The 20,267-nt window shown below is 73.3% G+C and carries 17 protein-coding genes; 11 read left to right on the top strand and 6 right to left on the bottom strand.

All coding sequences use genetic code 11. The features are described from left to right. Positions 1-32 precede the first annotated feature (32 nt). Positions 33-1,940, bottom strand: a complete 1,908-nt coding sequence (locus AC1VWI_RS16330) for a glycosyltransferase family protein (protein WP_499511745.1) — start codon at positions 1,938-1,940, stop codon at positions 33-35. A 235-nt stretch (positions 1,941-2,175) separates the two neighbouring features. Here AC1VWI_RS16330 and AC1VWI_RS16325 point away from each other — a divergent pair, with 235 nt between their 5' ends. The 4 genes from AC1VWI_RS16325 (at position 2,176) to AC1VWI_RS16310 (ending at position 5,854) form a co-directional block, all read left to right on the top strand. After that, positions 2,176-2,952 carry an IclR family transcriptional regulator gene (locus tag AC1VWI_RS16325; RefSeq protein ID WP_499511744.1) on the top strand — a complete coding sequence of 259 codons (777 nt, stop codon included), beginning with the start codon at positions 2,176-2,178 and terminating at the stop codon, positions 2,950-2,952. Continuing rightward, positions 2,949-3,812: an SMP-30/gluconolactonase/LRE family protein gene (locus tag AC1VWI_RS16320; RefSeq protein WP_499511743.1), complete on the top strand. Its 864-nt coding sequence runs from the start codon at positions 2,949-2,951 to the stop codon at positions 3,810-3,812. The genes AC1VWI_RS16325 and AC1VWI_RS16320 overlap by 4 nt, the downstream gene beginning before the upstream one ends. Positions 3,813-3,862: 50 nt before the next feature. Further along, complete coding sequence (locus AC1VWI_RS16315; RefSeq protein WP_499511742.1) at positions 3,863-4,666, top strand: SCO2400 family protein; 804 nt, start codon at positions 3,863-3,865, stop codon at positions 4,664-4,666. A gap of 180 nt (positions 4,667-4,846) precedes the next feature. Further along, positions 4,847-5,854 (top strand): NADP-dependent oxidoreductase, encoded by a 1,008-nt coding sequence (locus AC1VWI_RS16310; protein ID WP_499511741.1) that lies wholly within the window; start codon positions 4,847-4,849, stop codon positions 5,852-5,854. Positions 5,855-5,901: 47 nt separating this feature from the next. Here the strand turns inward: AC1VWI_RS16310 and AC1VWI_RS16305 are convergent, their stop codons facing one another. Then, positions 5,902-6,525 carry a TetR/AcrR family transcriptional regulator gene (locus tag AC1VWI_RS16305; protein ID WP_499511740.1) on the bottom strand — a complete coding sequence of 208 codons (624 nt, stop codon included), beginning with the start codon at positions 6,523-6,525 and terminating at the stop codon, positions 5,902-5,904. A 149-nt stretch (positions 6,526-6,674) separates the two neighbouring features. On the opposite strand from AC1VWI_RS16305, the gene AC1VWI_RS16300 reads away from it, so the two are divergent. The 7 genes from AC1VWI_RS16300 (at position 6,675) to AC1VWI_RS16270 (ending at position 15,098) form a co-directional block, all read left to right on the top strand. Next, entirely contained in the window at positions 6,675-9,191 is a 2,517-nt protein-coding gene (locus tag AC1VWI_RS16300) for a beta-glucosidase (RefSeq protein ID WP_499511739.1), read from the top strand. Positions 9,192-9,402: 211 nt separating this feature from the next. After that, on the top strand, positions 9,403-9,951 hold the full coding sequence (locus AC1VWI_RS16295) for a hypothetical protein (RefSeq protein ID WP_499511738.1): 549 nt from the start codon (positions 9,403-9,405) through the stop codon (positions 9,949-9,951). A gap of 40 nt (positions 9,952-9,991) precedes the next feature. Beyond that, positions 9,992-10,795, top strand: a complete 804-nt coding sequence (locus tag AC1VWI_RS16290) for an EI24 domain-containing protein (protein ID WP_499511737.1) — start codon at positions 9,992-9,994, stop codon at positions 10,793-10,795. A gap of 73 nt (positions 10,796-10,868) precedes the next feature. Further along, positions 10,869-11,027, top strand: a complete 159-nt coding sequence (locus AC1VWI_RS16285) for a hypothetical protein (protein WP_499511736.1) — start codon at positions 10,869-10,871, stop codon at positions 11,025-11,027. 82 nt (positions 11,028-11,109) lie between these two features. Further along, on the top strand, positions 11,110-11,865 hold the full coding sequence (locus AC1VWI_RS16280) for a class I SAM-dependent methyltransferase (RefSeq protein ID WP_499511735.1): 756 nt from the start codon (positions 11,110-11,112) through the stop codon (positions 11,863-11,865). Positions 11,866-11,951: 86 nt separating this feature from the next. Continuing rightward, entirely contained in the window at positions 11,952-13,151 is a 1,200-nt protein-coding gene (locus tag AC1VWI_RS16275) for a PA0049 C-terminal domain-containing protein (RefSeq protein ID WP_499511734.1), read from the top strand. Between the two features lie 303 nt (positions 13,152-13,454). After that, positions 13,455-15,098, top strand: a complete 1,644-nt coding sequence (locus tag AC1VWI_RS16270; RefSeq protein ID WP_499511733.1) for a pyridoxal phosphate-dependent aminotransferase — start codon at positions 13,455-13,457, stop codon at positions 15,096-15,098. Positions 15,099-15,149: 51 nt separating this feature from the next. On the opposite strand, the gene AC1VWI_RS16265 is transcribed toward AC1VWI_RS16270, so the two are convergent. From AC1VWI_RS16265 to mmsA, 4 genes are all read right to left on the bottom strand, one after another. After that, positions 15,150-16,040, bottom strand: coding sequence for a hypothetical protein (locus AC1VWI_RS16265; protein WP_499511732.1), 891 nt, complete (start codon positions 16,038-16,040; stop codon positions 15,150-15,152). A gap of 174 nt (positions 16,041-16,214) precedes the next feature. Further along, positions 16,215-17,411 carry an aldose epimerase family protein gene (locus AC1VWI_RS16260; protein WP_499511731.1) on the bottom strand — a complete coding sequence of 399 codons (1,197 nt, stop codon included), beginning with the start codon at positions 17,409-17,411 and terminating at the stop codon, positions 16,215-16,217. A gap of 27 nt (positions 17,412-17,438) precedes the next feature. Continuing rightward, positions 17,439-18,698 carry a multiple monosaccharide ABC transporter permease gene (gene mmsB, locus AC1VWI_RS16255; protein ID WP_499511730.1) on the bottom strand — a complete coding sequence of 420 codons (1,260 nt, stop codon included), beginning with the start codon at positions 18,696-18,698 and terminating at the stop codon, positions 17,439-17,441. 1 nt (position 18,699) lies between these two features. Beyond that, entirely contained in the window at positions 18,700-20,250 is a 1,551-nt protein-coding gene (gene mmsA / locus AC1VWI_RS16250) for a multiple monosaccharide ABC transporter ATP-binding protein (RefSeq protein WP_499511729.1), read from the bottom strand. Between the last annotated feature and the right edge of the window lie 17 nt (positions 20,251-20,267).

Raw genomic sequence — 20,267 nt, 5'->3', positions numbered from 1 at the left:
CCGTCCTCGTGTGCCGGGTCCTGCGGTGTTCCTCAGCGCCGCGCCATGTGGTGCCGTACCGCCGCCATGCGGGCGGTGGCGCGCTGCCTGGGCGCGCGGTGCCGGCCCCTTGCCGTACGCCGGGCCCGTCGCGCCCGCCGAGCGGCCAGGACGCCCGCCACCCGGCGCCGCAGCACGCTGCACCGCCAGACCAGCAGCGGGACCAGGGAGGTCAGCAGCGCGATCGCGGCCCAGACGCGCATCGCCGGGTGGGCGTGGCCGCGGGGGACCGAGGCGAGCAGCGAACCGGCGAGCAGGGCCGCCCACAGCAGGTGGACGCGGAAGGCGGCGAGCCGGTCCGGGCGGGCCGGGTCGCCCCCGGCCGCGGCGAGCCGGCCCTGCGGGCGCCGGAGCACCGTCCGTACCAGGGAGAGCACGTGGAGCGGGGCGGACACCGCGGACATCACCAGCCCCGCGACGCCGAAGGACCCCTTCGGCCGGTGGGGGCCGGCGTTGCGCCCGCGGGTCCCCAGGCACAGGGCGATCCGGAACGCGACGGCGGCGCCGTGGAGCGCCAGCCACACCGTGGGGTCGAAGGGGGTGCCGGAGGCACCGAGCCCCAGGAAGAGCGCGCAGGCCGGCACGGAGAGGATCCAGCCGAGGCCCGAGAGGGGGTAACGGGCGGCCGTCAGCGTGTAGGTGAGCAGGCTGCCGGGGCGCAGCTTCCACGGGGCCTTCCAGAACTGCCGCAGGAGGGACTCGTAGGTGCCGCGGCTGCGGCGCAGTTCCTGGGCGAAGAAGCCGTGCCAGGAGGACGGTCCCCGGCCGACGGCCACCACGTCCGGGGTGTGGACCGAGCGCCACTTGCGGCCGGTGGCGGGGTTGCGGCGGGCGTGGATCTCCAACCCGGTGGCCAGGTCGCCGGCGGCGGAGTCGTACATCCCGCCGGCCTGCCGCAGCGCCGAGACGCGGACGACGTCGGTGGTGCCGGTGAACAGGGCGGAGCCGTAACGGTTGGCGGCCCGCTGCGCGGAGGCGTGGACGAGGAAGCGGTGGCTCTCGGCGGCCCTCGTCACGGCGGTGTCGTGGTCGCCGTGGACCTGCGGCCCGACGACGAAGGCGACGTCCGGGTCGCGGAAGTAACCGAGCATCCGCTCCAGGTAGTGGGGGAGCGGGACCTGACCGGTGCCGACGCAGGCGGTGAACTCGTAGTCGCCGCCGTGGGCGTCGAGCCAGGCGTTGTGGTCGCCGTGCCGGGCGCCGGCGCGCAGGGCGCCCTTGGGGTGGTTCCAGCGCGCGACGCCCTTGCGGGTGAAGTGCCGTACGCCCAGCGTCCCGCAGAGCCGCCGGGCCTCCGGGTCGTCGTCCTGGTCCAGCAGCCACACGTCGACGGGGCCGTCGTGCCGGACGCGTACCGCGCCCTCCAGCGTGGCCCGCAGCCCCTCCAGGGACTCCCCGCCCGGGGCGGAGGAGACCAGGAGGGCGACCCGGGTGCCCGGTGCCGGGGCGACCGGGACCGGGTCGCGGGCGACCAGGGTGGCGTGGGCGTGGGCGAGGACGGCGACCAGGCGGAGGAGTTCGAGGAGGCCGAGGGAGACCAGCATCGCGGTGTCCGCGACGTGCGCCCACTGCGGCGCGGTCTCGCGGGCCGTCCAGTGGCGCGGCTGCACGAGCCAGACCAGCACGCCCAGCGAGGCCAGGGGTGCGGCGGTGAGCAGCAGCCAGGTGCGGATCCGGTGCCCTTCGCGGGAGATCAGGCTGCGGTACCTGACCCGGTACAGCACCCCTGGCCGCGGGGGGTCGTTGAGGGGTCCGGCGAGCGTCCCGTGGCGCGCGTAGTCGTGGCGGCGGGGGGCGCCGGGGACCGGGGCGGGCCGGTCGCCGTTGCCGGTGGCCGGTGAGGGGACGAGCCCCCCGGGCCGGTTGGGCGTCTTGCGCATGCTGCTGGGCGTGATCGTCACGGCGACCCCGTAGGAGGAGAGAGGTGAAGGAATCACCGAAAGGTGGGAAAGCGGTGCAAAGCCCCTGATGGGCACTGAGAAAGTAGCAAAGGGCAATAGAGTTATCCGACAAGCAGACAATCGGCGTGGCGCGGTGCGCGGCCATTGCCCGTTACGACCCGGCGCGGATACGCTGCGTTCGCGATACCGATCGCTATACGGAATATCGAACAGGCGCCGGAGAGAGCGAGCAGAGATGGGACGTCTCGTACCCGCCGTGACCAGAGCCCTGGACATCCTGGAGCTCTTCCTCGAAGGCGACGGCACGATGTCCGCGCCCGAGATCACCCGCAGGCTGGGTCTGCCGCGCACCACCGTGCACGAGCTGGTGACGACCCTCGCCGCGCGCAACTACCTGGTGCCGCAGTCCGGTCAGTCCGGCCGCTACCGCCTCGGCGTGCGCACGTACCAGCTCGGCAGCCGCTACGCCGAGCAGCTGGACCTCGCCGCCGAGGGTCAGCAGGTGGCCCGTTCGGTCGCGGAGACCTGCGACGAGACGGTGCACGTGGCGATCCTGGAGGGCACCGACGTCATCTACATCGCCAAGGTGGACAGCACCCACGCGGTCCGGATGGTGTCGGCGGCCGGACGCAGGCTGCCCGCGCACTGCACCTCCGTCGGCAAGATGCTGCTGGCCTCGCTGCCCCCGGACGCCCTCGACGAACGCCTGCCCGGCGACGGGCCGCTGCCCGCGATGACCGAGCACAGCATCACCTCGGCCGACGAACTGCGGCGCCAGCTCGATGCAGTGCGCGAGCGGGGGGTCGCCGTCGAGCGGCGCGAGTCCAACCCGGACGTCTCCTGCGTCGCCGCCCCGGTCCGCAACTCGGCGGGACGGGTGGTGGCCGCGCTCAGCATCTCCGTGCCGATGATCCGCTGGACCGAGGAGCGCCGGGCCGAGCTGGAGGAACTGGCCGTCAAGGGGGCCGCCGGGCTGTCCGAGCGCCTCGGGCACCGGGGCGGTGCGCGATGAGCGGCGTCGAACTCGCCCTCAAGGCCGGGGCGCGGCTCGGCGAGGGCCCCACCTGGGACCCGGTCGGCGCGCGGTTGCTGTGGGTGGACATCCTCGCCTCCCGGGTGCACTGGTACGACCCGGCCGGCGGCGGCGAGTCGGTGATGGCGACCGGGCAGCACGTCGGCGCGGCCAAGCCGCGCGCGGCCGGCGGCGTGGTGGTGAACCTGCGCGACGGCGTGGGGCTGTACGACGCGGACGGCGCCTTCCGCTGGCTGCACCGCGACCCCGTCCCCGGCCGGCGGGCCAACGACGCCGCCGTGGACGCCGCGGGCACCCTGTGGGCCGGCACCATGCGCTACGACGAGGCGCCCGGCGGCGGGACCCTGCGCCGGGTGGCCCCGGACGGCACGGTCGAGCCGGTGCTGGACGACGTGACCGTCAGCAACGGCACCGACTGGAGCCCCGACGGCTCCCTCATGTACTACGTGGACAGCCCGACCCGGCGCGTCGACGTCTTCGACGTCGACCGGGACACCGGACTCGTCCGCGGGCGGCGGCCGTTCGCGGAGGTCGAGGAGGCCGCGGGGCTCCCGGACGGCCTCACCGTGGACGCCGAGGGCTGCGTCTGGGTGGCCCTGTGGGACGGGGCAGCCGTGCGCCGCTACACCCCGCGGGGGGACCTGGACCGGGTCGTGGAGGTGCCGGTACGGCGGCCCACCGCCTGCGCCTTCGGCGGCCCTTCGCTGACCGATCTCTACATCACCTCCGCGAGCGCGGGCCTTGACGCCCGGGAGCTGGCGCAGCGGCCGCTGTCGGGATCGCTGCTGGTGGTGCCGGGAGCCGGGCAGGGGATGCCCGATGTGCCGTTCGGTGGTTGATTCCGTGGTGGTTCGGGGTTGATTCGGGGCTGATCGGCCCCTAAACCCGCATGTCCCGGGTTTCACAGAGGTTTCACGGGATCGACGGTCAACTCATATGTACGTCGTATCGTCGCGTCCCATACGCTGCCGGGGCAATGGACTACTGCACAGCATGCCGACGGCACATCAACGGCGCCCTGTCTTGCCCGGGGTGCGGAACGCCCGCTCACCAGCTCGGTGCGCAGGGGCCTGCCGACGCGCCCGTGCAGGAGCCCGGGACCGGCGGGGGCGAGACCCCGGCGCCGCCCGAGGGCGGTCGTGCGGATCGCCGCAAGGCCGCGGGGCGGGGCTCCGCGGAGAGCTCCCCGCGCCGTTCCGGCAGCCGGGCCCGCACCCGCCGCGTCCGCACCCGCCGCCGTTCCCGGCTGCTGGTCGGCACCCTGGTGGGCGCCGCGATCGTGCTCGTCGGCTGGAGCGTGGCGGAACTCCCGCTAGCCGGCTACGTGACGGGTGCGAACACGGCCGCCTCGGACGACGCACGGACCGACGGGGCCTCCCCGCGCCCGACCTCCTCGCCCGGTGGCGACACCTCCGAGGACCCGGCGGCACCCGCCTCCGACGCCTCGGCGTCCGCGAGCGCGAGCGCCTCCGCGTCGCCCAGCGCCTCGAAGAGCGGCAAGGAGTCGTCGTCCCCCTCGGCCTCGGCCTCCGCCTCGGTCAGCCAGCCGCCCGCCGGTTCCGGGACCAAGCCCCCCGCCGGCGGGGGCCCCACCACCTCGGCGCCGCAGAACTCGAGCCCGGCGTCCGCGCCCCCCACGCACACGCCGAAGCCGACGCCCTCCTGCACCCGTTTCCTGTGGTGGTGCACCTGACGGGCACCGGGCCCGTCCTTCCCGGCTCGTCCACGGACCCGCTCCGTCCTGCTCCGTCCTGCGGCCCCACCGGCCGTCGCCGCGGTGTGCGACGGGACACGCCCATGCCGATTTATTTGACTTCCTCAAACATCCAGGCTCATGGTTAGTTAAGAACCTAAAGCTTTGGAGGCGTTCCCCATGCCGAAGAGCCGTGAATGGCACCTGGTCGCCCGCCCGCACGGGTGGCCGAAGCCCGAGGACTTCGCGCTGCGCGAGACCGAGGTCCCCGAGCCCGGACCCGGTGAGATCCTCGTGCGCAACCTCTACGTGTCGGTCGACCCGTACATGCGGGGCCGTATGAACGACGCGAAGTCGTACGCGGAGCCGTACCGGCTGGACAAGCCGATGCACGGCGGCGCGGTCGGCCGGGTCGTCGCCTCGGGCGCGGAGGGCTTCGCCCCCGGCGACCACGTGCTGCACTTCCTCGGCTGGCGCGAGTACGCCCTGGTCAACGCGGAGACCGCGGTCAAGGTCGACCCCGACCTCGCCCCGCTCAGCACCTACCTGGGCGTGCTCGGGATGACCGGCCTCACCGCCTACACGGGCCTGTTGCGCGTCGCCGGCCTCAAGGAGGGCGACGCGGTCTTCGTCTCCGGCGCGGCGGGCGCGGTCGGCAGCCAGGTCGGCCAGATCGCCAAGCTCAAGGGTGCCTCCCGGGTGATCGGCAGCGCCGGTTCGGACGAGAAGGTCAAGCTCCTCGTCGAGGAGTACGGCTTCGACGCCGCCTTCAACTACAAGGACGGCCCCGTGGCCGAGCAGTTGGCGGCGGCCGCGCCCGACGGCATCGACGTCTACTTCGACAACGTGGGCGGCGAGCACCTCGAGGCGGCCATCGGCGCCCTCAACCTGCGCGGCCGGGTGGCCGTCTGCGGCATGATCGCCCTCTACAACGCGACCGAGCCCGCCCCCGGCCCCCGCAACCTGTCCCGGCTCATCCAGAACCGGCTGCGCATCGAGGGCTTCCTCGTCGGCGACCACTACGACCTGCAGCCGCAGTTCGTCCAGGAGGTCGGCGGCTGGATCCGCGAGGGCAGGCTGCGCTACCGCGAGACCGTCGTCGACGGGATCGAGAACAACCTGGAGGCCTTCCTCGGCGTCCTGCGCGGCGACAACACCGGGAAGATGCTGGTGCGTCTGCCCGAGTGACCGCGGCGCGAACGGGGACGAGGGGCGTGCCCGGGCGGGTGCGCCCCTCAGGCGCCGCGGGGTTCCCCGTCGTCGCGGGCCGGGCCGAGCAGGGCGACGAAGTGCCGGAAGGCCGCGGGCATGTCCACCTCGCCGGGGGCGTGCAGCCACTGCAGCTGCAGACCGTCCATGACGGCCACGAGCAACGGGGCGGCCTGCTCGGGCGTGAGGCCGCCGGGCAGCGTCCCGCCGTACTCGGCGCGCAGCGAGTCGGCGGCCCAGCGGCGCACCCGTGTGTAGCGGTCCCTGAAGTACTCCCGCGCGGGGTGGTCCTCGGTGACGCTGTCGCCGGCGAGCACGCTGAAGACCTGGACGACGCCCGGCCGGGTGGCGTTGTACTCGACCAGGTTGGCCACCATCTCCATCGGCCAGGCCGTGCCGTGCAGCGCCGCCGAGGCCATGTCCCACCGGTCGCGGACCTCGAGCACCGCGACGAGCAGGGCCTCCTTGGTCGGGAAGTAGTGGAGCAGCCCCTGCTGCGTGAGCCCGACCCGCTCCGCGACGGCGGCCAGCGAAGCCCCCCGGTAGCCGCGTTCGGCGATCACTTCGAGGGCGGCCTGGATGATCTCCGCCTTGCGGTCCTCGTTGCGGACCGCGCGGCCGAGTCCCCGGCCGCGGTCGTTGGCAGTCACAGGCGTGAGCCTAGCCCCGTGCCGGGTACGGGCCGAAAGTAACGAAGAGGTGACGACACCTACCGATCAACAGGACGCGGGCCGGAGGATGGCGACCAGTCAGGCAGGCAGGCGACGGGTTGTCACGTCCTCACGAAGGAGTCCACCCCATGAGCGACACCTCCGGAACCCCGCTCGACGACGCGGTCGAACGCGCGCTGGGCAAGCTCGACCTCGACGCGAAGACACGGCTGCTGGCCGGGCAGGACATGTGGTCGCTGCCCGCGCTGCCCGAGATCGGACTGGGCTCGCTGGTCGTGTCGGACGGGCCCATCGGGGTGCGCGGCGTGCGCTGGACCGCGGACGACCCCTCGATCGCGCTGCCCAGCCCCACGGCGCTCGCCGCCACCTGGGACCCCGCCCTCGCCCGCCGCACCGGGCGGCTGCTCGCCCAGGAGGCACGTCGCAAGGGCGTGCACGTCCTGCTCGCCCCGACCGTCAACCTGCACCGTTCGCCGCTGGGCGGGCGGCACTTCGAGGCGTACTCCGAGGACCCGTACCTCACCGGTGAGATCGGCACCGGCTACGTCGCGGGCGTCCAGGACGGCGGGGTCGGCACGACCGTCAAGCACTTCGTCGCCAACGACGCCGAGACCGAGCGCTTCACCGTCGACAACGTCATCGGCGAGCGCGCCCTGCGCGAGCTCTACCTCGCGCCCTTCGAGGCCATCGTCAGGGACGCCCGACCCTGGGGCGTCATGGCCGCCTACAACTCCGTCAACGGCACCACGATGACCGAGCACCACCGCCTGCAGAACGAGGTGCTGCGTGAGGAGTGGGGCTTCGACGGCTTCGTCGTCTCCGACTGGGCGGCCGCCCGGGACACCGCCGCCGCCCTCGCCGGCGGCCTCGACGTGGCCATGCCGGAACCGCGCACCGTCTACGGGCAGGCACTGGCCCGCGCGGTGCGCGAGGGCCGCGTCGAGGAGTCCGCCGTGGACACGGCGGTGCGCAACGTGCTGCGCCTCGCCGCCCGGGTGGGCCTGCTGGCGGGCACCCCCGCGGCGGTGCCCGCCGACCGGATCCCCGCCGCGATCGACGGCCCCGCGCTCGCCCGGGAGATCGCCCGCCGCTCCTTCGTCCTGGTCCGCAACGAGCCGCGCGGCGGGCGGCCGGTCCTGCCGGTCGACCCCGCCGCGGTGCGCGGGATCGCGCTCATCGGCGCGGCCGCGCGTGACGCCCGGGTGCTCGGCGGCGGGTCCGCGCAGGTCTTCCCCGCCCATGTGGTCGCGCCGCTGGACGGCCTGCGCGCGGCGCTGCCGGAGGGCACCGCCCTGGCCTACGCCGTGGGCGCCGACCCCAACGAGGAACTCGCGCCCGCCGGGCCCGGCTTCGTGCTGCGTGCGGTCTGCCGGGACGCGGCGGGCGAGGTCCTCGGCACCTGCACGCTGCCCGGGGGCCACGTGCAGTGGATGGGCGGCGACCTGCCCGACGGGGTGACCCACGACACCCTGCGCTCCGTCGAGGTCACCGGCACCTTCACCCCCCGCGAGAGCGGCGCCCACCACTTCGGCACCCGGGGGCTGGGCGGCTTCCGGCTCGTCGTGGACGGCGCGCCGGTCTACGAAGGGACCCAGGTCGCCGGGCCCGAGTCCGGTCCCTTCGAGGGGATGTTCGGCGCGCCCGTCGAACGCGGCCGGGTCGTACTGACCGCCGGGGTGCCCGTCGAGGTCTCACTGACCCACGTCCTGCCCCGGGACCGCAGGGGGCCGGTCCGGGCGGTCGTCTTCTCGCTCGTCCACGGCGAACCGCAGCGGGACGGGACCGAGTTGATCGCGGAGGCCGTCGCGGCGGCGCGGGAGGCGGAAGTGGCGGTGGTCGTGGTCGCGACCACCGAGCGGGTCGAGAGCGAGGGCTTCGACCGCGCGGACCTGCGGCTGCCGGGCCGTCAGGACGAACTCGTGCACGCGGTGGCCGCGGTGAACCCTCGGACGGTGGTCGTGGTGAACGCCGGCTCGCCGGTGGAGATGCCGTGGCGCGAGGAGGTCGCCGCGGTGCTGATCGGGTGGTTCCCCGGACAGGAGGCCGGCGCGGCGCTCGCCGACGTCCTCCTCGGCGCCGCCGAGCCCGGCGGCCGGCTGCCCACCACCTGGCCGGCCCGGCTGGCCGACGCCCCGGTCGGCGAGGTCGTGCCCCGGGACGGGGTCCTGCGCTACGACGAGGGCGTCTTCATCGGCTACCGCGCCTGGGAGCGGGCCGGGGCGGAGCCCGCGTACCCGTTCGGGCACGGGCTCGGCTACACCGACTGGGCCTACGAGGACGCCTCCTTCGCACCGGCGGAGGGACCGGCCGCGGACGGCGGGCGAGGCACCCTGGGGACGCTCACCGTACGGCTGCGCAACACCGGTGACCGGCCCGGGCGGGAGGTCGTCCAGGTCTACCTGGCGGCGCCCGCGGGCGAGGACCCGGCGGGCGGGCGCCCGGCCCGCGTCCTGGCCGGATTCCTCCCGGTCGAGCTTCCGGCGGGCGCCGTGACGGAGGCCCGGATCGCGCTGCCCCGCCGTGCCGCGCAGATCTGGGACCCCTCGGAGGGTGACTGGCGCACTCTTGCGGGTACGTACACCGCCGAGGTCGCGCGCAGCGTCGCCGACCGCCGTCTCACGGTGCCGGTGGCCGTGGGCGGCTGACCCACCACCCCGGGGAGGTCCCTGACACCCTCCCCGGGGTGCGGGGTCGTCCTCGCCCGGCCCGGGGACGCCCGCCGCATGATGACGGATCGTCAGGCTCCGTTGCGGGTGCGGTCCCCCGGCCGGCCCCCGCCCGATTGCGGGCCGCCTCCGGTGACGTGACGCTCGTGCCAACCGCCCCCCACTCCAGGCGTCCACCCGAGGAGCAGCGATGACGGCACGTACGCGCACCCGTCCGGTCCTGGCCGGCGCGGCTCTCGTCCTGGCCGGCGCGTCCGCGCTGCTGACCGGCGCCGCGCGGGCCGGAGAACCGCCCGCGCCCGCCGTCGCCGGCTGCACGGTGAACGGCCGGACGGTCACCGGGGGTGTCGTCACCGGCACCGAGGGCTTCGACGAGATCGACTGCCCGGGCGGTGTCCCCGCGGGCGTCGTGGTCGCCGGGGGCGGCGGCGTCGACGTCATCACCGTCCACGGCGGCAACGCGGGGACCGTCGACGGCGGCGGCGGGGCCGACATGATCGAGATCAACGGCGAGAACAGCGGGCGGGTCACCGGCGGCGACGGCGACGACCTCGTCGACCTGATCGGCGACGCCGGGGCCAACTCCGGCACCGTGGGCGGCGGACCGGGCGACGACGTGCTCTTCCTGAAGGCCGAGGACATCGCCGGCACCGGCGTGGTCACCGGCGACACGGGCTCCGACGTCTGCCTCTTCGACCCGGACCCCTCGGGCCCCCGGGACTGCGAGGTCATGGTCTGAGCCCCACCGGCCGCGCGCCGGTTCGCATACCCTGTCGCGCATGCGAGATCTTGCCAACGGGATACGGCTCTTCGTGGATGGCCAGCGCTGGGTGCTCCGGCACGGCCGCTGGTTCGGCTTCGGGCTGCTGCCGGCGCTGATCACCCTCGTCGGCTACGTGGCGGCACTGGTCGTCCTCGCCTTCTGGGCCGACGACGCGACCGCCTGGGCCACCCCCTTCGCCGACGACTGGGACTCGCCCTGGCGCGGCCTGTTCCGCGGGCTGCTCACCGCGGTCGCCTTCGGCGGCGGCCTGCTGCTGGCGGTGATCTCCTTCACCGCGGTGACGCTCCTGGTCGGCCAGCCCTTCTACGAGTCCCTCGCCGAGCGGGTCGACGTCACCGAGGGCGGCGCGCCCGACGCACCCGACGTCCCGCTGTGGCGGGAGCTGCTGCAGTCCGGCCGGGACAGCCTGCGGGTGCTGGTCCGGGTCGCCGCCTGGGGCGTCCTGCTGTTCGCCGCAGGCTTCATCCCCTTCGTCGGCCAGACCGTCGTCCCCGCGATCGGCTTCTGCGTCTCCGGATACTTCCTCGCCCTCGAACTCAGCGGGGTGGCCTTCCAGCGGCGTGAGGTCCCGTTGCGGATGCGGATGCGGATGCTGCGTGGGCGGATGGCGCTGACGCTGGGCTTCGGTGTGCCGTTGATCCTGTGTTTCCTGGTGCCGTTGGTGTCGGTGCTGCTCATGCCGGGTGCGGTGGCGGGTGCGACGCTTTTGGTGCGTGCGTTGATGCAGCCGCAGGAGGTGCCGGAGCCGCGGCCGGAGTCGGGTGCGCCCGTGGGGCGGCTGGACTTGCGCAAGCCGTAGCCGCCGGGGGCTCGGCGGGGTGGCCTTCCAGCGGCGTGAGGTCCCGTTGCGGATGCGGATGCTGCGTGGGCGGATGGCGCTGACGCTGGGTTTCGGTGTGCCGTTGGCGTCGGTGCTGCTCATGCCGGGTGCGACGCTTTTGGTGCGTGCGTTGATGCAGCCGCAGGAGGTGCCGGAGCCGCGGCCGGAGTCGGGTGCGCCCGTGGGGCGGCTGGACTTGCGCAAGCCGTAGCCACCGGGATCCGGAGGGAACCGTTCCGCACCTGCCGCGTGACTTATGTGCTGAGGACGAGCACGCGAGGGGGAGGCGCGCCATGGCGCAGCGCACCAACCAGTACGACGACAATCCGCAGAGCTACCGCACGTACTGGGAAGGCCGCGGCTACGAACACGACGCCGAGGTCGCCGCGTTGCGGCGGCTGCTCGAAGGGCGGCACTTCGGGCACGCGGCGGACGTCGGCGGCGGCTTCGGCCGGCTCGTGCCGGTGCTGCGGGAGTTCGCCGACCGGGTCACGCTGGTGGACGCCAGCCGCAAGCAGCTGGACGACGCGGAGGAGTTCCTCAAGGGGCTCGCGGGGGTGAGCATGCGGCTGATGAGCGCGGGGGGCCTCGGGCTGCACTCCGCGAGCGTCGACCTGGTCACCATGATCCGCGTCATGCACCACCTGCCCGACCCGGGGGCCGCGCTGACCGAGATCGCCCGGGTGCTGCGGCCGGGCGGCACGGCCGTCGTCGAGACCGCCAACCTCGCGCACGCCGCCAACCGGCTGCGCTACGCGGCGCACCGCCGGCGGGTGCCGCGTTCGCCGGTGGACATCCGCTCGGGGGAGAACCGCGAGCGCGACAGCATCCCGTTCGTCAACCACCACCCGCGCACGGTCGCCGCGCAGCTGGAGGCCGCGGGGCTGCGCGTGGAGCGCCGGCTGTCGGTGTCCAACCTGCGCAGCGCGCGGCTCAAGCGGGTGGTCCCGCACGCGACGCTGGTACGGGCCGAGGGGGCGCTGCAGTCCCCGCTGGCCCGCGTGGGGTTCGGGCCGAGCATCTTCTTCCTCGCCCGCAAGCCGGCGTAGCGCCCGGGGCCCCTGGCGGAGCGGTGCCCCGGTGCGCCATGCTCCGGGCGGCCGACCCGTACCCGACCGCCCGGAGGTCCCCCGCGATGCGCCTGCCGCTCCGCCCTGCCGTGCCCGCCGACGTGCCGCCGCCCACGGCGGAGGAACTGCGACTGGAGCGGGCCGTGCCGCGGGAGATCCTGCGCCGCGGCGGCTTCGACACCGCGGCCCCGCGGTTCGCCCGGGCCCTGGCGGAGGCCCGCGACCTGGCCTCGGCCGCCCGGAGCGTGCGGCGGCACGGGCGCGCGCTGTGGCGGGCCGCGGTGGACCGGGCCCAGGGCCGCGGGGTGGTGGGCGGTGACCTGAGCCACGACGACGACCGGCCGCTGTACTGGGCCCGGCTCGCCCTCGGCGCGGAACTGCGGCGGTGGGAACCGGCGTTCGCGCTGCCCGCCGCCGGCCGCGCCGCGCTCGCGGCCCGGCTGGAGCGCGCCTCGCGCGGACAGGACGCCGTCCGCCCGCCCCTGGCCGAGGGCGTGCGGCGCATCCTGCTGACCGGCTTCGACCCCTTCCGGCTGGACACCGACATACGCTGCAGCAATCCCTCCGGGGCCGCGGCGCTCGCCCTGGACGGCGTCACCCTCGCGACCGCCTCGGGTCCCGCCCGCGTGGAGACCGTCGTCTTCCCGGTGCGCTGGGACGACTTCGCCGACGGCGCGGTCGAAGCCGTCCTGCGCCCCCGGTTCCGGCCCGGCCCGCGCAGGGTCGACCTGTTCGCCACCGTCAGCCAGGGCCGGGACGGACGCTTCGACCTCGAACGCTTCAACGGCGCCTGGCGCGGCGGCCACCCCGACAACACCGGCCTGTCCGTCACCGGCCCGGTCCCGGTCCCGGTGGCCGCCGGCCGGCAGCCGCAGTGGACGGCGTCCACGCTCCCGTACACGGCGCTCGCCGCCGGCACCGGCCCCTTCCCGGTGCACGACCGCACCACCGTCACCGAGGTCCCCGCCGGGGCGACCGACCCCGTCACCCGTGACGGCGGCCCGACCCCCGGCTCCGCGGCCCGCGCCGGGGGCGGCGGCGACTACCTCTCCAACGAGATCGCCTACCGGGCCACCCTGCTGCGGGACAGGCTCGCGCTGCCCGCCCCGGGCGGCCATGTCCACACCCCGGTGCTGCACTTCGGCCCCGGCAACACCGACCCGGCCACCGGCTCGGTCACCGACCCCGCCTTCGTCGCCCAGCGGCTCGCGGTCACCGCCCAGATCCGTGCCCTCCTCGTCGCGGCCGTCGGCGCGCTCGGCTGAGGAGAGGTGACCTGGGTGCTCGGCCACGTCCCGGCCGGGGACGTGAAACGTGTCGCGCCGGCCGCCGCGGGCCGGATCACCACCGTCGCCGTGGGCCCGCGCGGTCAGGGGAGGCGATGACTGAACGGAAGCCCCGCCCGGCCCGTATGAGACCGGGGACGGCCGCAAGATAGCCGAACCGCGCACCACTTGTCCCGTAAACGCCGCACATGTACCAGATGTGAGGAATATGCGAGAAGGTGGTGCAGGCAAGGGGAAGCGGGCCGCCGCGGCGTGGCCCCCGTGATCGAGGGAGGTTCTGCCGTGACCGTCGCAGTCGGCGTCACCGGTAATGCCACCGAGTTGTTCCGCGCCAACACCGCGCACAGTCCCTCGTACTTCGCGCTGCGCCGCGCCGCCGGCGGCCTGTCGTCCTCCGACGCAGGACACGACATCGTCGACTTCTGCATCCCGTGCAACCCGTACTTCCCGAGCCCGGCCATGTACGACCGGCTCCAGGAGTCGATGCGGGACATCCTCACCTACTACCCGAGCAGCACGGACGTCATCACCAACGAGCTGTGCTCGTTGCTCGGCCTCAACCCGCAGACCGTGGCCATGGGCAACGGCTCCACCGAGCTGATCACCTGGATCGACCACCTGCTGGTCCGCGAGAGCCTGGCCGTCCCCATACCCACCTTCGGCCGCTGGACCGACCAGCCCATGGAGACCGGCAAGCGCGTCGACATGTTCCTCCTCCCGGAGGCCGCCGGATTCGCCCTCGATCCGGCGGCCTTCGTCTCGTTCGTCCGCGCGCGGGGTTCCCGTACGGCCGTGATCTGCAACCCCAACAACCCCGACGGCGGCTTCCTCCCCAAGCACGCCGTCGTCGCGCTCATGGACGCCCTGTCCGACCTCGACCTCGTCGTGATCGACGAGTCCTTCCTCGACTTCACCGACGCCGAGGCCTGGCCGAGCGTCGCGAGCGAGGCCGTCCTGCGGCCCAACGTGATCGTCCTGCGCAGCCTCGGCAAGAACTTCGGCCTGCACGGCATCCGCTTCGGCTACCTCGTCGCCAACCCCGCGCTGGCCGGGAAGGTCCGCCGCATGCTGCCGAAGTGGAACCTCAACTCCTTCGCGGAGGCGGTGGTCTTCATGCTCAAGGACCACCGCGAGGAGTACGCGCAGAGCCTGCGCCTGGTCTCCCGCGACCGGCAGGAGATGACCTGGCAGCTCGCGGCCCTGCCGGGGCTGACCGTCTACCCGTCCCAGGGCAACTTCGTCTTCGTCAAGCTCCCCGACGGCGTCGACGGCGCCGTGCTGCGCGACCGGCTGCTGGCCGAGCACGGGGTGCTGGTCCGCGAGTGCGGCAACAAGCTGGGCAGCAGCAGCCGTTTCATGCGGCTCGTGGTCCGGCCGCAGGCCGACGTCCAGCGGCTGCTGACCGGGCTGAGCACGGTGCTGTACGGCAGCACCTGGTACGCGGCGCCCGCGCCCACGCCCGCGGCGGCCGCCGCGCCCGTCCAGGAGCAGCCCCCGCAGCCCGCTCCGCAGCAGCTGCCGCAGATCCAGCCCGCGCCGCCCGTACAGCCCGCCATGCCGCCGGTGCAGCCGCTCCCGCAGATCCAGCAGGCCCCGCCGCCCCAGCCGATGTACGAGCAGCCCATGGGGCCGCCGCCGATGCCGCCGCAGCCGGTCTACGAGTTCAGGCCCGAGCCGCCGCCGCAGCCGGTCTACGAGTTCAGGCCCGAGCCGCCGCCGCAGCCGGTCTACGAGTTCAGGCCCGAGCCGCAGCAGCAGCAGTCGCAGCAGCAGCCTCAGGTGCCGCCTCAGACGCAGCCCCAGCCGCGCCCCCAGGCGCCTGCTCCGGACATGTACCCCGCGCTGACCGCCGAGGTCCCGCCGGCCTTCGCGTCGGCGCCGCCCGGCACCCCGCGGCCGGCGCTGTACTGGCAGGACGCCTCCTGACGCACCGCGCCCGCGCGGGCCGGTGGCTCACCGGCCGGCGCGGGCGCAGGGTCACCTGGCCGCCCGGAACGAGCGGCTGTCCAGGGTCTTCCACTCCCCGCACGAGCTCTGCTTGCCCTGGGTCTCCCGGATGACGCAGTGCGTCTCGACCACCCGGCCGTCCCGGGTGATCGCCTTGACCCACACCCCGGAGCCGACGGAGGTCACCGTGGCGCCGCAGACGCCGCGCGGGTAGCCGCGGTTGCCGCTGAGGGAATGCCAGACGAAGGGCCCGCGGGGAAGGGTGCGGCCGCCGATGAAGACCCGGCCCTCGAACACCGCGACGGAGATCTCCTGGTCGCCCTTGCGGAGGGTGGAGTCGATGCTGACGCAGGATCCGTCGCGGCCGTCACGGCCGTCGCCGCGGTCGTTCCGGGGCCCGTCGTCCCGGCCGTTCCCCCGCTCGTCCTCGCGGCCGTCCCCGCGGTTCCCGCCCTGGTCGTCGCGGCGCTGCTGCTCGCGCTCGTCGCCGCGTTGATCGCCGCGGTCGTCCCGGCGCTCGTCGTTCCCGCCGTTCCCGTCGCCCTGGTCGTCCCGGCGCTCGTCGGCGCGCTCGTCGTCGCCCTCGTCCCGGCCGTCGTCGCCCCGGTCGGTCTCCCGGCCGCCGCGCTGGTCCCCGCCGTCCCCGCCGTCCTCGCGACCGCCCTCGTCACGGGCCTCCTCGTCGCGGCCGCCGTCCTCGCCCTCCTCCTCGTCGTCGTCCGCGGCGACGCTGCGCGTGCCGGGCGGCCGCGGGTCGGCCACGGCCGCCGTCGTGCCGGCCGCGGTGGTCACGGCGCCGGGGGTCGTGGCGAGCACGGGCGCCGACACCGCGGCCGCGGCGACGGCGAGCGGCACGACCACACCGGTCAGCCGTCCGTACCGCCGGGACCTGCGCGACGGCGGCCTGCCGTCAGGACTCATGGGGGACTCCCTCGTCGAGTGCGAAAGCGCGGGGCTTGATCGACGGGATGCGTACCCGTCTGCGCCCGGAGTCTCCGCCGGAGTCATTCCGGTGGCTCAGAACATCCCCGTACGGCCGACGGGGGTTCACCCGGTGCCGGTCCCGAAGTCGACAGGCGGGGAGGACGGCGCCGCTCAGTGGGTGCCGAAGGAGTGCACGGTGGTGGAGCGGTAGGTCTGCCCCGGCCGCAGGACCGTCGACGGGAACGAGGGCTGGTTGGGGGAGTCCGGGAAGTGCTGGGTCTCCAGGCAGAAGCCGTCGCCCTGCCGGTAGACCCGGCCCGAGGAACCGGCGAACGCCCCGGTCAGGAAGTTGCCCGTGTAGAACTGCACACCGGGCTCGGTGGTGGCGATCCGCATGACCCGGCCGGAGACGGGCTCCGTGACCGTCACGATGTGCTCGGGCGCGGCGGTGCGGCCCTTGTCGAGCACGAAGTTGTGGTCGATGCCCTGCCCGTACAGGACCTGCTGGTGCGCGGAGCGGATGTCGCGGCCGATCGTCTTCGCGGAGCGGAAGTCGAACGGGGTGCCCGCGACGGACGCCAGCTCACCGGTGGGGATCAGGGTGGAGCCGACCGGGGTGTAGCGGCGGGCGGCGATCTGGACCTCGTGGTCGTAGATGCCGCCGTCGCCCTCGCCACGCAGGTTGAAGTACGTGTGGTTGGTGAGGTTGACGACCGTCGCCTTGTCGGTGGTGGCGGTGTAGTCGATCCGCCACCGCGCGTCGGCGGTCAGGGTGTAGACGACCTTGACCTTCAGCGTGCCCGGGTAGCCCATCTCGCCGTCCGCGCTGGTGTAGCGCAGCACCAGACCGGCGTCCGAGCCCGCCTTGAAGCCCTCGACCTCCCAGACCCGCTTGTCGAAGCCCCGGTCGCCGCCGTGCAGGCTGTTCGGTCCGTCGTTGACGGGCAGCTGGTAGGTGCGGCCGTCCAGGGTGAACTTCCCGCCCGCGATGCGGTTGCCGTAGCGACCGATCAACGCGCCGAAGTACGGGCTGTTCGCCACGTAGCCGGCGATGTCGTCGAATCCGAGGGACACGTTGACGCGGCGCCCGCGCCGGTCGGGCAGCTCCAGGGTCTGGACGACGCCGCCGTACGAGAGCACCTTGAGGGTGATCCCGCCGTTGCTGACCGTCCAGATGTCGACCTTGGTGCCGTCCTCCAAGGTCCCGAAGTGTTCCTTGCTCACCTTGCTCCCGCCTGCGGGCCTGTGCCGGGCGTCGGCGGTCTGCCCCGCCGTGCCGGCCTTTCCGGCCGCCCAGGCGCTCGTCCCGCTGATCGCGGGCGCGACCGCCCCGAGCGCCGCGCCCGCGATCAATGTACGTCTGTTCACTTGCGGCTCCTTCGATAGGTAGCTGCTTTACGAACCGACCTTGCGCTTGTTCCAGACGTCGAAGCCGACCGCGGCCAGGAGCACCAGACCCTTGATGACCTGCTGGTAGTCCGTGCCGATGCCGACGAGCGACATCCCGTTGTTGAGCACCCCGAGCACCAGGCCGCCGATGATGGCGCCCAGCACGGTGCCGACGCCGCCGGTGGCGGATGCCCCGCCGATGAAGGCGGCCGCGATGGCCTCGAGCTCGAAGTTGATGCCGGCCTGCGGGACACCGGCGTTGAGCCGTGCCGCGTAGACCACACCCGCGAGCGCGGCGAGCACGCCCATGTTCACGAAGACCAGGAAGACGACCCGCTTGTCCTTGACGCCGGAGAGCTTCGCCGCCGCCTGGTTGCCGCCGAGCGCGTACACATGGCGGCCGATCACCGCGTTGCGCATCACGAAGCCGAAGACGATGAGCAGCCCGGCCAGGATGAGCAGCACGATCGGCACGCCGTGGTAGCTGGCCAGCGTCATGGTGAAGGCGACGACGCAGGCGACGATGGCGAGCAGCTTCAGCAGGAAGAAGTTGCGCGGCAGCACGTCCAGGTCGTACGCGAGCTGCTGGCGGCGGTCGCGGATCTCCTGGACGACGGCGATGGCGATCACCACGAGACCGATGAGCAGCGTCAGGTTGTGGTAGTTGGTGTGCGGCCCGACCTCGGGCAGGAAGCCGTTGCCGATCTTCTGGAAGCCGCGCGGGAAGGGCGAGATGGACTGGCCCTCCAGGAAGATCTGCGTGCCGCCGCGGAAGAGCAGCATGCCGGCCAGGGTCACGATGAACGACGGGATCCCGACGTACGCGATGAAGTAGCCCTGCCAGGCACCGGCGACCGCGCCGATGAGCAGGCAGGCGACCAGGGCGAGCGGCCACGAGACGTGGTGGTGGATGATCATCACCGCGCCGGCCGCGCTGACGAAGGCCGCGAGCGAGCCGACGGACAGGTCGATATGACCGGCGATGATCACGACCATCATGCCGATCGCCAGGATCAGGATGTAGCTGTTCTGGCCGATGAGGTTGGTGACGTTCTGCGGTTTGAGCAGGATGCCGCCGGACCATATCTGGAACAGCGCCGCGATCAGCACCAGCGCGATGATCATGCCGTACTGGCGCATGTTGCGCCGGGCCGCCTGCAGCAGGAGGCCGGCGGCTCCGGCCGCCGCGCCGCCGCCCTCGGCGGCCGTTGCCGCGCCCCCGGCGGGCGGCGGAGGAGTCTTGTCGGTCTTCACCGGGCTGCCCATCTCAGTTACCTCGGTCCATGGTCATGTGGCGCATCAGCACTTCCTGGGTCGCGCTCTCGCGCGGGATCTCCCCGGTCAGCCGGCCCGCGGACATCGTGTAGATGCGGTCGCACATGCCGAGCAGCTCCGGCAGTTCGGAGGAGATGAAGACGACGGCCTTGCCCTGGGCCGCCAGGTCGTTGATGACCGTGTAGATCTCGTACTTGGCCCCGACGTCGATGCCCCGGGTGGGCTCGTCGAGGATGAGGACCTCCGGCCCGGCGAAGATCCACTTGCTGAGGACGACCTTCTGCTGGTTGCCGCCGCTCAGCTTGCCCGTGGTCTCGAAGACCGTCGGGGTCTTGATGTTCATCGTGGAGCGGAAGGACTCCGCGACCCGGGCCTCCTCGTGCTGGTTGACGACGCCGCGCCGGGCGACCTTGGACAGGGCGCTGAGCGAGATGTTGCGGCTGATGTCGTCGATGAGGTTCAGCCCGTAGTGCTTGCGGTCCTCGGTGACGTACGCGATGCCGTGGCCCACCGCCTCCGGGACGGTGCGGGTGCGGATCTCCTTGCCGTGCAGGTAGACCCGGCCGCTGATGCCACGGCCGTAGGAGCGGCCGAAGACGCTCATGGCCAGTTCGGTGCGGCCGGCCCCCATCAGCCCGGCGATGCCCACGATCTCGCCGCGCCGGACGTCGAGGGAGACCCCGTCGACGACCTTGCGCTGCTGGTCGATCGGGTGGTGCACGGTCCAGTCCTCGACGGCGAAGGCCACCTCGCCGATCTCCGGCTCCCGCTCGGGGAAGCGGTGGTCGAGGTCGCGGCCCACCATGCCGCGGATGATCCGCTCCTCGGTGACGGCGCTGTGGCCGTCCTCGTCGGTGGCCTTCATGTCGAGCGTCTCGATGGTCCGCCCGTCGCGCAGGATGGTGATGGAGTCGGCGACCCTGGCGATCTCGTTGAGCTTGTGCGAGATGATGATGCAGGAGATGCCGTGCTCCTTGAACTCCATGATGAGGTCAAGGAGCTTGCGGCTGTCCTCGTCGTTCAGGGCGGCGGTCGGCTCGTCCAGGATGAGGAGCTTGACCTCCTTGGACAGCGCCTTGGCGATCTCGACGAGCTGCTGCTTGCCCACGCCGATGTCCGCAACGCGGGTGGTGGGCCCGTCGGTGAGCCCGACCCGCTTGAGCAGCCGGCCCGCGTGCCGCAGCGTCTCGTTCCAGCTGATGACACCGCGGGTGGAGTGTTCGTTGCCGAGGAAGATGTTCTCGGCGATGGACAGGTACGGCACCAGGGCGAGCTCCTGGTGGATGATCACGATGCCGCGCTGCTCGCTCGCGCGGATGTCGCGGAACTCGCAGGTCTCACCCTGGAAGAGGATCTCCCCTTCGTAACTGCCGTGCGGGTACACCCCGCTGAGCACCTTCATCAGGGTCGACTTGCCCGCACCGTTCTCACCGCAGATGGCGTGGACCTCGCCCTCGGCGACAGTCAAGGTGACGTCGGAGAGCGCCTTGACCCCTGGGAAGGTCTTGGTGATGGAGCGCATTTCGAGGACGGGTCCGGCCATTCCTGCTTTCCGTTCTC

Source organism: Streptomyces sp. TOM-9 (assembly GCF_056858595.1).
This window is presented reverse-complemented; position numbering and strand designations above follow the sequence as displayed.

Excerpts from the sequence above, each read along its gene's own strand:
- AC1VWI_RS16325 (WP_499511744.1), top strand. The coding sequence starts at position 2,176 with ATGGGACGTCTCGTACCCGCCGTGACCAGAGCCCTGGACATCCTGGAG.
- AC1VWI_RS16320 (WP_499511743.1), top strand. The coding sequence starts at position 2,949 with ATGAGCGGCGTCGAACTCGCCCTCAAGGCCGGGGCGCGGCTCGGCGAG.
- AC1VWI_RS16315 (WP_499511742.1), top strand. The coding sequence starts at position 3,863 with ATGTCCCGGGTTTCACAGAGGTTTCACGGGATCGACGGTCAACTCATA.
- AC1VWI_RS16310 (WP_499511741.1), top strand. The coding sequence starts at position 4,847 with ATGCCGAAGAGCCGTGAATGGCACCTGGTCGCCCGCCCGCACGGGTGG.
- AC1VWI_RS16300 (WP_499511739.1), top strand. The coding sequence starts at position 6,675 with ATGAGCGACACCTCCGGAACCCCGCTCGACGACGCGGTCGAACGCGCG.
- AC1VWI_RS16295 (WP_499511738.1), top strand. The coding sequence starts at position 9,403 with ATGACGGCACGTACGCGCACCCGTCCGGTCCTGGCCGGCGCGGCTCTC.
- AC1VWI_RS16290 (WP_499511737.1), top strand. The coding sequence starts at position 9,992 with ATGCGAGATCTTGCCAACGGGATACGGCTCTTCGTGGATGGCCAGCGC.
- AC1VWI_RS16285 (WP_499511736.1), top strand. The coding sequence starts at position 10,869 with ATGGCGCTGACGCTGGGTTTCGGTGTGCCGTTGGCGTCGGTGCTGCTC.
- AC1VWI_RS16280 (WP_499511735.1), top strand. The coding sequence starts at position 11,110 with ATGGCGCAGCGCACCAACCAGTACGACGACAATCCGCAGAGCTACCGC.
- AC1VWI_RS16275 (WP_499511734.1), top strand. The coding sequence starts at position 11,952 with ATGCGCCTGCCGCTCCGCCCTGCCGTGCCCGCCGACGTGCCGCCGCCC.
- AC1VWI_RS16265 (WP_499511732.1), bottom strand. The coding sequence starts at position 16,040 with ATGAGTCCTGACGGCAGGCCGCCGTCGCGCAGGTCCCGGCGGTACGGA.
- mmsB (WP_499511730.1), bottom strand. The coding sequence starts at position 18,698 with ATGGGCAGCCCGGTGAAGACCGACAAGACTCCTCCGCCGCCCGCCGGG.
- mmsA (WP_499511729.1), bottom strand. The coding sequence starts at position 20,250 with ATGGCCGGACCCGTCCTCGAAATGCGCTCCATCACCAAGACCTTCCCA.